The organism is Acidobacteriota bacterium (genome assembly GCA_012517875.1).
In the GTDB taxonomy this organism is placed as follows: domain Bacteria; phylum Acidobacteriota; class JAAYUB01; order JAAYUB01; family JAAYUB01; genus JAAYUB01.
Genome location: JAAYUB010000170.1, coordinates 1 through 11,736, shown reverse-complemented (window position 1 = coordinate 11,736; position 11,736 = coordinate 1). Strand labels below are relative to the sequence as shown.

Below are 11,736 nucleotides of genomic sequence, written 5' to 3'. Positions count from 1 at the left end.
TGGTCTGGCCGGGTGACCACCTTGTCGTACGCCAGTACTCTCCGCTCCGGACCATGGGCGGCGGCCGAGTGCTGGAGATCCATGCCGCCCGCTACCGCATCCGGGAGGGGCGGCGCGTGCAGGCCCGCCTGGCGCGCCTCGAGAGCGCCGGCGACGCGGCGCGGATCCGCGAGGCGGTCGATGCCCGCGAAGGCAACGGCATCACCGTCGCGGAGCTGGTGAACCTGACGGGCCTGCCGGCGGCGCGCGTTGCGGCGATGCTGGCCGACGCCCACGCCGGAGAGCTGCTGTCGCTGACCCCGGACGGAACCGTGTGGATCGGCGCAGCCGCGGCCGGGCGACTCCGTGACCAGGTCCTCCAGCGGATGGAGGAACACGATCGCCGCAACCCCTACGCCCACGGAATCAAAAAACAGGAGCTGCGCAGCCTCTTCCCCGGGATGGGCGACGAGACGTTCGCTTACCTGATCTGCAGCCTGCAGGCGGCGGGAAGGATCGACGCCGACGCCGAGCGCCTCATGCTGGCTGGGCGCAAGCTGGAGGTGGAAAGCTCGCTGGCCGGCGCTATCGCCGGCGTCGAGGACTCGCTGCGACGCGGCGGAATTGAGGGACTCACCGACGCCGCCCTCCACGACCTGCTGGCGCGGGCCGGCCGCGCGGAGGCGTCCGCCGTGGATTTCCTGCTCAAGAGCCGCCGGCTGGTGCGGGTGGGGCCCGACTATTACGTCCACCCCGACACACTGGCTGAAGTCATCGCCGCGCTGCGCGGGCGTCTCACCAAGGGCGATCCCCTCGAAGTGGGTCTGTTCAAGGAACTATTCGGCCTGACCCGCAAACGGGCCATTCCGCTGCTGGAGTACCTGGACCGGCAGGGCGTGACGCGCCGGGTCGGCGCCAGCCGCTTTTTCTGCTGAGCCCGGCGCCGCCGCCAGCGGATATTCCCGTTGACCCTGCCGGGCATTGGGATTATGATTCTGCAACAGGACGGAACACCATCAGGAGGATTCCCTATGTTTGGTTTGGGCCCCACCGAGCTGATCATCATCTTCCTGATCGTGCTGCTGCTCTTCGGCTGGAACCGCCTCCCCCAGATCGGTAAGGGGCTGGGCGAGGGCATCCGCAATTTCCGGACCTCGATGCGGGAGGCGGGCGACAAATCGGACGACGACAAATCGGAGCCCGACAAGGGCAAAAACTAGTCCTTGCTCCAGCCTTATGGCAGTTTCGGGAAAGATCAAGACCTTCCCCCTCACCGATTTGTTTCAGTGGATATCCCTGTCCCGCAAGTCGGGGGTGCTCCGGATCTCCTGCGGCGATTACCTGATTCAGGTGTACTTTCGGAAGGGCGTGCTGGTTTCCGCTACGTCCACCGAGCCGTCGCGGCGCTTCGGCCAGCACCTGCTGGCCCGGGGATTCCTCGACGAGGCGCGGCTGCGACTGGCCCTCACTCACCAGGAGAAAGCCGAAGGCGAACGGCTGCTGGGGGATGTGCTCCAGCAGCTGAACCTCCTGGACCAAGAGCAGATCGAACGCGCCCTGCGGGAGCGGGCGGCGGAGATTGTCTACGACCTGTTCCTGCTGGAAGACGGTGTATTCTTCTTCGAGGAGCGGGAGGGGATCCCCGACAACCTGGTGCCCATCAACCTGAACATCGACTCGCTCATTCTCGAGGGCGTTCGCCGCAAGGACGAGTGGGAGCGCATCCGGCAACTGTTGCCGGACGACACGATCCGGTTGCGGGTCGTGCCGAAGCCGGCGGCGCCGGCCGGTGAAGCAACGGAGCTGCGCCGGAAAATCCTCAGCCTGTCGGATCGGGACTACTCCATCGGCGAAATCGGCATGCATACGCGCCGATCGGCGTTCGACGTCTACTTCGAGGTGTTCCGGCTGATCAAGGAAGGGGTCATGGCGATCGTCACGCCGGTGGCGCCGAAGGCGCCACCGGCGCCGGCTGAACCGGACACCCGGCGGTTCGAGGCCGAGATCCGCAACCTGGCGAAGGGGTGCCTTTACCAGAGCGCCTGGGCGTTGCTCCGCGACATGCAGGGGAAGCTTGTCAATCCCGATGACCTGCGGGATGTGGAACGCTGGCTGCTGGAGCACGAAAACGTGTTTCTGCGCCGGAAGTACACAGACTCCGACGTGCCGGCGATGAGCGGACCGCCGGAGAAGGTCCGGCGGGAAAAGCTGAGCCCCCGTGAAGGCTTTCTGCTCAGTCGGCTGGGGGCGGGCGTGACGGTGAAAGACCTGTGCCAGGTGATGCCCCTGGCCGAGATCGAGATTCTCCGCCTGCTCGATTCCCTGGAACGGAAAGGCGTGATCAGCTTGCCGTCTCGTACGTCCGGATCTGGCCCAGCCGGCTGATGCCGGCGACGCGGACGTACGTCTTGAAACCGCCCACCGATTGCATGGTGATCTTCTGCGAACGCGTGTTCGGATCCCACGGATCGACATTGGGCAGCGTGGTGGGAATGCCCAGGGTGCCGTCGGGGAGGAAAACGATCAGCTTTTTATTGACCACCGTGCCGTTGGGCAGGGTAAACGTCCCGTAGTCGAGGCTGGTGACCTGGACTTCGGACGTAATATTGAACCGGACCCGGGTTGCATTCTCGCCTGAGAGGGTGCACGCCAGATCCCAATTATCGTCCCGGAAGATCTCGATGGGGGTGCCCGTCGCCCCCGGCGTGCCCAACTCCATGACGTACAGCGCGTTTTGTGACGAGGCCAGGTAGCGGCCGCGCTGGATGGCCTGCGAGTAGGCCTGGAGGGCGGCGTTGAGGCGGTAGTCGGCCATCACCGTGGTGAAGACGGGGACGCCGACAACCACCAGGATGCCCATGATGACAATCACCACGAGCGCCTCTACGGTCGAAAACCCTTTGGGATGGGTCATGGTATGCTCCTGAGACTTTTGACCCAATTATACATTAATTTGAATGTCAATGGAAAATCGGGACAGGGCCGGGTCAATTTCCCTGCGGAACCTCTCCGGCACGGTCGCTTTCGAAAAGCCGCAGATAGGCATCGGTGACCCGCTCCCAGTCGTAGTTTTCAGCGGCGCGGCGGCGGGCGTCCTCGCGCAGCGCCTGGAATCGATCCGGCTCGTCCTCGATGGCCTGAAGGGTGGCCGCGGCGGCGGCCGGATCACCGGCGCGGAACAGCACACCGGCGCCGCCGAGTACCTCGGAGTTTTCGGGAGTGTCCAGGCAGAAAATCAGATTGCCGGCGGCCATGTTCTCCACCAACGCCGGGTGGGTGCCGCCCACCTCGGTGGCATGGATGTAACAATGGGCGTTGCTGACCAGCTCCCGGTACCCCTCGCCGTAGATGGCGCCGGGGAAGCAAATCCGCGGATCGGCAGTCCGGCGCAGCTCGCGGATGTAGGCGGCGTTGTACGGCGCGTCGCCCACGACCAGGAGTTTCCGCCCGGTGCGCAAGCGTTCGAAGATATCCACGACGAGGCGGGCGTTGTTTTCCGGCTCGAGGCGGCTGACATACAGGTAGTAGCCGCCGGGTTCGACGCCGAGCGCCGCCAGCGTCGGGCCGGGTGGCCGGTTGAAGGCGCCCGCGCCGTAGGGGATCATGGTGGTCGCCTTGCCGTAGCGTCGCCGGAAGTAGTCCTGGATGGCGACGGCGTCAGTCACCACGGCGTGGGGAAACAGGCAGGCCAGGCGTTCGGATACCCGGTAGTGGAGCCGCGCCAGGGCGTTCCATTTGCGCCGCTTGCGCTCCAGGCCGTCGACGTTGAGCACCACCCGCTGCCCCCGTAGCCGGGGCAGCAGGCAGAGTGCGGCGTTGGCGGCGTTGCAGACGAGCAGGACCTGGTAGGGGCGGAACAGGGCGTGGCACACCGATAGCGCCGTGTGCGAGACCGTGTCCAGGTACTTGTGGCGGACCGCCGGGAGGACCACCAGCCGGACCCCGCGGTGCTCGGCCCGCGGTGCGTCCTGGTAGTGGCGGCGGCAATACACCGTGACCGTGTGCCAGCGCCGCACGAGCCGGGTGGCCAACTCTTCGGCGAAGGTCTCGAAGCCGCCGTAGTTGGCCGGAATCCCCCGGGTGCCCAAGATGGCGATTTTAAGCGGCGGCGTGCTCATGATCCGTCCCGGGACGGAGAACGGGCACGTAGGCCAGGCTGATGAGAGTGCAGTAGATCAGCAGGACCTCCGAGTCTCCGAAGTTGTACTCGAACAGCCCACCCACGAACAGGGCGACGGTGACCGCGATGGCCAGCACGGGCCACAGGGTGGCTCCCGGGTCCGGACCGGCGCGCAGCCGGCGGAACCGACGCCAGTGATCGATGACGATCTGCGCCAGCAGCCAGAGCCAGCAGGCCAAAGCCGGGAGGCCGCGTTCGGCGGCGATCTGGATGATGTTGTTGTGGAGGTGCTGGTAGAAGTCGGGTCGAATGTGAGGGGCCGCCCCGTAGCGGTAGATATACTGGTCGATCATCCGCGGTCCCACGCCCACGAGCGGCCGGTCGGCGACCATCCGCATGCCGGTGCGCATCATGTCCAGCCGTGCGGCGTTGCCCGCCTCGGCCGGGTCAAAGAGGTGCCGGACCCGTTCCCGGACCAGACCGGGCGCGGCCAGCAGCACCACGGCCAGCACCACCGGCGCCGCCAGCAGCCAGCGGGGTCGCGTCAGCAGCAGCGCGGCGGCCGCCCCGAAGCCGAAGCCGATCCAGCACCCGCGGGTGAGTGTGAGCACCAGGGCGGTGGCGAGCAGCAGGGCGGCGGCGAGCAGCAGCGGCCAGCCGGTCCGGCGCGCCCCGAAGTCGAGGAGCAGGAGCGGCAGCAGCGCGGCCAGCGCCAGCATCAACTGGCCGGAAAATGTCATGTGGTGGCTCATCAGGCCGTGGATGCGGTACAGCGGGTCGGTGGCGGTGGCGAACTGGACCAGGCCCACTCCCGCCGACAGCGTCATCGTGGCCAGCAGCAGCAGCAGGAACGTCCGGGACTGGGCCGGTCGGTCGAGCACCATCAACAGCATGGGGATCAGAAAGAGCAGCAGCAGCTTTTTCAGGTGGAACAGGCTCAGAAGCGGCGCGTCCGAACAGAGCGCCGAGAGGACGGACCAGACGATGAAGCCGATGAGAGGCCAATAGAACCGGGGGAGCGGCAGCCAGCTCGGGAAGCGGAGCACGGGATACGCCACCGCGCCGCAGACCACCGCGACGGCCAGCAGAATCTGCGTGGCGGACAAGCTGACCGGAATGGCCACCACCGTGGCGGTCATGAACAGCAAAATGATGATGCGCCGCCACCACGCCGGGAGGAAGTGGCGTCGCAAACCGTCCATGAGGCGTGCAGCCGCCGGTTGGGTCATGATCGCCCCTGGGCTCAGCTCCGGTCGAAGAACGCGCGCACGGCCGCGATGGTCTCGGCCACCTCGGCCTCGGTGATGCCCTGGTACAGCGGGAGCGAGAGCACGGTGCGCGAACACTCCATCGAGACGGGAAAATCCTCCGGCGCGTATCCCAGGTGGCGGTAGGCCTTCTGGACGTGAAGCGGGATGGGGTAATGCACTGCGGTGCCGATGCCCCGTTCGGTGAGGAAGGCGCGCAGGGCGTCGCGCTGCTGGGTGCGCACCGAGAACAGGTGCCAGGCGTGGGTCGCGCCCTCGGTGATCGGCGGGAGGATAAGGTCGCCGACCTGGCGCAAGCCGTCGGAGTAGACGTCCGCCCAGTGGGCCCGCTGGCGGTTCCACTTGGGCAGATGCCGGAGCTTCTCGTTGAGCACGGCTGCCTTCAGGGCGTCCATGCGGGCGTTGTAGCCCTCGAACTCGTGGGCGTAGCGGGCGCTCTGGCCGTGATTGCGCAGGGCCAGGACTTTCTGGGCCAGCTCCTCGGAGTGGGTGGTCACGAAACCACCCTCGCCGGTGGCGCCCAGGTTCTTGGTGGGATAGAAGCTGAAAGTGCCCATGGTGCCGAGGCCGCCGACCGCGCGGCCGCCCAGCGTGGCGCCATGCGCCTGGCAGGCGTCCTCGACCACCCACAGGTTGTGGCGGCGGGCGATGTCCATGATGGCATCCATGGGCGCGGGATTGCCATAAAGGTGCACCGGGATGATGCCGCGGGTGCGCGGGGTGATGGCGGCTTCGAGCTTCCGTGGATCCATGTTGTAGGTGTCCGGATCGATGTCGACGAACACCAGCCGGGCGACGTTCTGGGTGATCACCTCGGCGGTGGCGATGAAGGTGAACGGGACGGTGATGATTTCATCGCCCGGCTCCAGGCCACAGGCGGCGATGGCCAGGCGCAGCGCGTCGGTGCCGCTGTTGACGGCGACGCCGTGCGGCACCTGGCAGAAGCGGGCGAAATTGGCCTCGAACTCCTGCACGTAGGCGCCGCCGATGAACGCGCTCTTCTCGAGGATGTCCGAGAACAGGGTCAGGGCACGGTCGCGGATCTCACGGTTCTGGCGGCTGAGATCCAGGAAGGGAACAGGCATATGGGTTACTCCTTGTCGGTGTGTGCGGTGGGTCAGGCGTCGGTCCGCGCGGTCGCGGCCGGCGGTATCCGGCCCTGCCGGCGGCTCAACGTGAGGCGGCGGCCGTCTGCGTCTGGAACCAGGCGAGCGTTCGGGCCAAGCCCTCCTCAAAGCCCACGCGGGGCTGGTAATTCAGGTATTCGCGGGCGGCGGTGATGTCGGCCTCGGAGTGCCGCACGTCGCCGCGGCGGGGCGGCTCGTGCACGGGCCGAAGACCGGCGCCCAGCTTGCGGTTCAACAGGTCGACGATGGTCAGCAGGTCCACCCGGACACCGCAGGCGATGTTGAACACCCGGCCACAGGCGGCGGGCGGCGCCGCGGCCGCCAGCAGGTTGGCCTCCACCACGTTGTCGATGTACGAAAAGTCCCGCGATTGCCGGCCGTCGCCGTAGATGATCGGCGGCTCGCCGCGGAGCATCCGGCTGATGAACAGCGGGATGACGGCGGCGTACTGCGAGGCGGGGTTCTGCCGCGGTCCGAACACGTTGAAATAGCGGAGCACCACCGTTTCCAGCCCGTAGAGCTGATAAAACTGACGGCAGTAGATCTCGCCGGCCAATTTCGTCAGGGCGTACGGCGACAGCGGGTCCGTCGGCATCGCCTCGCGCTTGGGCAGCGTCGGGGTGTCGCCGTAGGCCGACGAGGAGGCGGCGTAGACGACGCGTCGCGCCCCGCCGTCGCGGGCCGCCAGCAGCACGGCCAGGGTGCCGCCGATGTTGTGTTCGTTGGTCCGGGCGGGGTCGTCCACCGAGCGCTGCACGGACGCCAGGGCGGCCTGGTGGTAAACGGTGTCGACGTCGGTGACGCAGCGGCGCAGCAGCGCGGTGTCGGTAACGGAGCCCTCGACGATCTCCAGCCGATCGTCCCCGGCGGCGGCGAACGCCTCGGCCAGGTTCTCCCGGCGGCCGGTGCTGAAGTTGTCGATGACGCGGACCCGCCGCCCGCGCGCCAGCAGCGCGTCCACCAGGTTGGAGCCGATGAAGCCCGCGCCGCCGGTAACGATGTCCCACGCCATGGAGAACCCCCGAATAAAAGATGTCATCTTAGCAGAAAGTCGCGGCGCCGGCCACCGGTTCCTGAAAAATTATTGAAACACCCGGGGGCGTGTGGTACCCTGCTCCACTTGATTTTGACCAGGAGGTCGACCATGGCCATCAACGGCAAGCACCTGTTCTCCTCGGAATCGGTTACCGAAGGGCATCCCGATAAGATCGCCGACCAGATTTCCGACAGCGTCCTCGACGCCATCATGGCCCAGGATCCCTACGGCCGTGTCGCCTGCGAAACCCTCGTCACCACCGGGCTGACCCTGGTGGCCGGCGAGATCACCACTGACTGCTACGTGCACGTGCCGGAAATCGTCCGGGAGACCATCAAGAAGATCGGCTACACCAGCGCCGAGTATGGGTTCGACTACCTGACCTGCGGCGTCATCACCACCATCGACAAGCAGTCGCCCGACATCGCTCAAGGCGTGGACATCGGCGGTGCCGGCGACCAGGGCATCATGTTCGGCTATGCCTGCCGGGAGACCAAAGAGCTGATGCCGATGCCCATCCACCTGGCCCACCAGCTCACCCTGCGCCTCACGGAGTGCCGCCGCAACAACATCCTCCACTTCCTCCGCCCCGACGGCAAGAGCCAGGTCACCGTGGAATACGACGGCAACAAGCCGGTGCGCGTACCCGCGGTGGTGGTGAGCACCCAGCACCATCCCGAGATCCCCATCGAGGAGCTGCGGGCGCAGATCCGCGAGCATGTCATCGCTCCGGTCATCCCCGCCGACATGATCACCCCTGCGACCAAATACTACATCAACCCCACCGGCCGTTTCGTGATGGGCGGCCCCCAGGCCGACTGCGGGCTCACCGGCCGCAAGATCATCGTGGACACCTACGGCGGCGTGGGCTCCCACGGCGGCGGCGCCTTCTCGGGCAAGGACCCGTCGAAGGTGGACCGCTCCGCCTCCTACATGGCGCGCTATATCGCCAAGAACGTGGTGGCGGCCGGCCTGGCCGATACGGTTGAGTTGCAGCTGGCCTACGCCATCGGCGTGGTGGAGCCCGTCAGCATCATGGTGGATACCTTCGGCACGGCCAAGGTGGACGAGGACAAGCTGAAAAAAGTCATCCAGGAAATCTTCCCCCTGACTCCGCGTGGCATCATCGACCACCTGGACCTGCGCCGCCCCATCTACCGACGCACGGCCGCCTACGGCCACTTCGGCCGGCGCGAACCCGGCTTCACCTGGGAACTCACCGACAAGGTGGACGAGCTGAAGAAGGCCTTTAACCTGTAAGCACCGCCCGGCGGAAATCGGATCTCGCGAGGGGACCTTCGGGTCCCCTCGTTCATTTAAAGGCTATTGTTGCTTGCTTGTTTCTTCATGGCTATTTGGAAATGAGTCTGGCGTTACCGAGACGTGGGACCTGGGTTCTGGGACCTGGGACCCGGGTTCTGGGATCTGGGATCTGAGACCTGAGACCTGAGATACGGGATCCGTTAACTAGAATCTGGAACCCAGGTTCAATGTCCGAGCCCCGAACCCCGAACATCTTCTGTGTCCTCTGTGCCCTCGGTGGTGACTTCGCCTGGCGGGGGCTTGCGCCGGGGCGCCGGGCTGGACTATACTGCCGCTTTGCATCAACCCGAATATCGACCCCATGGGAGGCTTTCATGAGTCATTTGGAACAGCAGCTCCGCGACCTGGCCGCCAAGGTGGTGGAAAACAACCTGTGGCGCCAGCGCCGGTGCATCAATCTGATCCCGTCGGAGAACACCCCGTCGCTGCTGGTGAAGCTGTGCGAGATCAGCGATCCCTCCGGCCGCTACGCTGAGCACAAGACCGCACTGAAGAAGGAGATCGAGGCCCTCACCGGCACCGGGGCGCTCAAGGGCGACCAGGTTTACTACTACCAGGCCACCGATTTCATCTACGAGGTGGAGGAGCGGCTCAAGCAGGAGTTCGGCGCCTACCTCGGCGCTTCCGAGGTGGAGGCCCGCCCCGTGAGCGGCCAGATGGCCAACGAGATCGTCTTCAAGGCCACGGTCAAGTTCCTCGGCGGCGCCGGCGAGGGCTTCCCGAAGCTGACTGCGACGGGCCGGCTGGCCACCGCCATGAACAACAACCTGAACTACGGCGGCCACCTGAGCGCCCAGCCGTTCGGGGCCCTGTTCAACTTCGCCGACGGCGACCCGGTCAACTTCCCCCTCGAGGCCGGCAACCCCTACAAGATCGATGTGGCCCGGATGCTGGAGCTCGTGCGTGAGCACCGGCCGCCCATCATCGTGTTCGGCAAGAGCATGTTCCTCCACCCCGAGCCGGTGAAGCCGCTCCGTGAGTTGGTGGACGCGATGCCCGATTACCGGCCCGTGATCATGTACGACGGCGCCCACGTGATGGGCATCCTGGGGCCCGGCTTCCAGGATCCGCTGGCCGAGGGCGCCGATGTGGTCACCGGCTCCACCCACAAGACCTTCTTCGGCCCGCAGCGCGGCATCATCGCCGGGCGCATGCCCAAGGGTGCGCCGCTGCGCAAGCTCTGGCTCGAGATCAACGCGCGCTCATTCCCGGGCTCCACCAGCAACCACCACCTGGGCACCCTGCTGGCGATGCTGGCGGCCACCCTCGAGATGAACCACTTCAAGGCCGAGTACCAGGCCGCGGTGCTGGCCAACGCCCGAGCATTCGCCGCCGCCTGCCATGCCGCCGGCATCCCGGTGGAAGGGGGCGAGGCCGACGGCTTCACCCGCACCCACCAGGTGGTCATCCGGGTCAAGCCGTTCGGCGACGGCAAGGAGATCGCCGCCCGCCTCGAGGCCAACAACATCATCACCAACTACCAGGCGCTGCCCGACGACGAGACGTTCTATCACCCGAGCGGCATCCGCATGGGCGTGTCCGAGATGACCCGGTTCGGCATGGGCCCGGCGGACTTCGCCGAGCTGGCCCGGCTGCTCGCCGACGTGGTCATCCGCAAGAAGGACGTCGCCGGCGACGTGGCCGCCTTCCGCGGGAAGTTCAGCCGGATGCGCTTCTGCCTCGACACCGAGGCGACGATGCAGATCGCGCCGGCCGTCTTCGCCAGTGTCTTCCCCGATTCATCGTACTTCCGGAGCTTCGCCGAGGCGCTGCGGCGGATCTGATCGAATCAGCGAGCCGGTGAACCGGCGAGCCGGCGAACGTCGTGCTCGTAATCCCAACCCGGCGTAACCGGAACCCAAGGGGTATGATCGTTCACTCCAACTCTGTGCCGCGATGCCGGGTCTCCGGCAAGCCCTTCCAGTTGCAAAGATAATAGCCAGGCGCAGCCCCGCGAACGCGGGGCAGCGCCTGGAAAGCGGAATTGAAAAAACACGGCGCGCCCCTGGACAGGGGCGCGGAGAAATTCGGATCGAATCTTCGGGAAAAAGCCCTCCCGCCGAACGCGCCCGGGTTCGATTGGCCGGACGGGTATTCGGCGTTTTCGGCCAGTGCCGCTCAGGTCCCCGTCGTCCGGCGGTACATTGAGAACCAGGCGGAGCGCCACCGGCGGGTATCGCGCGAGAGGAGTGGGTTCAGTTGCTCCGCCTGCACCACATTGCGGTCGACGAACGATCTCTGCGGTGATCTTCTCCGCGCCCCTTATCAGGGGCGCGCGACGTCAAAATAATCGATTTTCCAGGCGCTGCCCCGCATTCGCGGGGCTGCGCCTGGCTATTCTCGTCGTGAAAGCGTGGATCGTGCCGGTCGATGATGGGACGGGCGACTGGGGGGGAGAAACCGGTGAAAAATTTTACCAAATTTTGGCTGAATTTCGGGCGTAACTGAGTAAGCGTTATCGTGATCGTGCTCGTGATCGAATCCCGATCCCGAGCACGATTTTTTTCACCACAGAGAACCCGGCGGACTCCATTTGTGATTGATCATCTGACATTTTTCATTGTGCATTTCGGATTATTGGTTATTGATGATTGCTGATATTTGATTGGCCATTTGGGATCGATTCGGATTCTGCCGGAACGACATCCGATTCCCGATTTCCGAAGTCCGATGTCCTAAGTCCGATGTCCGACATCCGACATCCGACATCCCAAAACCCAACGAATCCTTTGTGTCCTTTGCGCCTGGTATGTTGAAAGTGTCGAAACGAGTATACACTGATCGCGCCGCGGAAGAGAACGGTGTGTGCCATGAGGCGTGACCTCTACACAAAGATTGTTCCTCCCGGCGGGATCGGTCAATCCGGGGAAGTATCCGGCGCTG

At 65.6% G+C, this 11,736-nt stretch carries 10 protein-coding genes; 5 read left to right on the top strand and 5 right to left on the bottom strand.

Going from position 1 to position 11,736, the window contains the following annotated elements; all coding sequences use genetic code 11:
* From GX414_16020 to GX414_16010, 3 genes are all read left to right on the top strand, one after another.
* A partial coding sequence (locus GX414_16020; protein ID NLI48609.1) for a hypothetical protein occupies window positions 1-914 on the top strand: 914 nt, incomplete at its 5' end.
* Window positions 915-1,010: 96 nt separating this feature from the next.
* On the top strand, window positions 1,011-1,199 hold the full coding sequence (tatA, locus tag GX414_16015) for a twin-arginine translocase TatA/TatE family subunit (GenBank protein NLI48608.1): 189 nt from the start codon (window positions 1,011-1,013) through the stop codon (window positions 1,197-1,199).
* Window positions 1,200-1,215: 16 nt separating this feature from the next.
* Window positions 1,216-2,364 carry a DUF4388 domain-containing protein gene (locus tag GX414_16010; GenBank protein NLI48607.1) on the top strand — a complete coding sequence of 383 codons (1,149 nt, stop codon included), beginning with the start codon at window positions 1,216-1,218 and terminating at the stop codon, window positions 2,362-2,364.
* Here the strand turns inward: GX414_16010 and GX414_16005 are convergent.
* From GX414_16005 to GX414_15985, 5 genes are all read right to left on the bottom strand, one after another.
* Window positions 2,321-2,893, bottom strand: coding sequence for a hypothetical protein (locus GX414_16005; protein NLI48606.1), 573 nt, complete (start codon window positions 2,891-2,893; stop codon window positions 2,321-2,323). The genes GX414_16010 and GX414_16005 overlap by 44 nt on opposite strands.
* A gap of 73 nt (window positions 2,894-2,966) precedes the next feature.
* Window positions 2,967-4,097: a glycosyltransferase family 1 protein gene (locus GX414_16000; GenBank protein NLI48605.1), complete on the bottom strand. Its 1,131-nt coding sequence runs from the start codon at window positions 4,095-4,097 to the stop codon at window positions 2,967-2,969.
* Window positions 4,078-5,328, bottom strand: coding sequence for an O-antigen ligase family protein (locus GX414_15995; protein ID NLI48604.1), 1,251 nt, complete (start codon window positions 5,326-5,328; stop codon window positions 4,078-4,080). Before GX414_15995 ends, GX414_16000 begins: the two co-directional genes overlap by 20 nt.
* Window positions 5,329-5,342: 14 nt before the next feature.
* A complete protein-coding gene (locus tag GX414_15990; protein NLI48603.1) occupies window positions 5,343-6,452 on the bottom strand; it encodes a DegT/DnrJ/EryC1/StrS family aminotransferase in 1,110 nt (369 codons plus the stop codon).
* Between the two features lie 85 nt (window positions 6,453-6,537).
* The gene (locus GX414_15985; GenBank protein ID NLI48602.1) at window positions 6,538-7,506 is read right to left on the bottom strand and encodes an SDR family oxidoreductase; all 969 of its coding nucleotides are present in this window, start codon (window positions 7,504-7,506) and stop codon (window positions 6,538-6,540) included.
* A gap of 132 nt (window positions 7,507-7,638) precedes the next feature.
* Here GX414_15985 and GX414_15980 point away from each other — a divergent pair, with 132 nt between their 5' ends.
* Complete coding sequence (locus GX414_15980; GenBank protein NLI48601.1) at window positions 7,639-8,790, top strand: methionine adenosyltransferase; 1,152 nt, start codon at window positions 7,639-7,641, stop codon at window positions 8,788-8,790.
* A gap of 377 nt (window positions 8,791-9,167) precedes the next feature.
* On the top strand, window positions 9,168-10,637 hold the full coding sequence (locus tag GX414_15975; protein ID NLI48600.1) for a hypothetical protein: 1,470 nt from the start codon (window positions 9,168-9,170) through the stop codon (window positions 10,635-10,637).
* The last annotated feature ends 1,099 nt before the right edge of the window (window positions 10,638-11,736 follow it).

Coding starts and splice junctions, on each gene's coding strand:
- GX414_15990 (NLI48603.1), bottom strand. CDS start 6,452: ATGCCTGTTCCCTTCCTGGATCTCAGCCGCCAGAACCGTGAGATCCGC.
- GX414_16010 (NLI48607.1), top strand. CDS start 1,216: ATGGCAGTTTCGGGAAAGATCAAGACCTTCCCCCTCACCGATTTGTTT.
- GX414_15980 (NLI48601.1), top strand. CDS start 7,639: ATGGCCATCAACGGCAAGCACCTGTTCTCCTCGGAATCGGTTACCGAA.
- GX414_15995 (NLI48604.1), bottom strand. CDS start 5,328: ATGACCCAACCGGCGGCTGCACGCCTCATGGACGGTTTGCGACGCCAC.
- GX414_15985 (NLI48602.1), bottom strand. CDS start 7,506: ATGGCGTGGGACATCGTTACCGGCGGCGCGGGCTTCATCGGCTCCAAC.
- GX414_16005 (NLI48606.1), bottom strand. CDS start 2,893: ATGACCCATCCCAAAGGGTTTTCGACCGTAGAGGCGCTCGTGGTGATT.
- GX414_16000 (NLI48605.1), bottom strand. CDS start 4,097: ATGAGCACGCCGCCGCTTAAAATCGCCATCTTGGGCACCCGGGGGATT.
- tatA (NLI48608.1), top strand. CDS start 1,011: ATGTTTGGTTTGGGCCCCACCGAGCTGATCATCATCTTCCTGATCGTG.
- GX414_15975 (NLI48600.1), top strand. CDS start 9,168: ATGAGTCATTTGGAACAGCAGCTCCGCGACCTGGCCGCCAAGGTGGTG.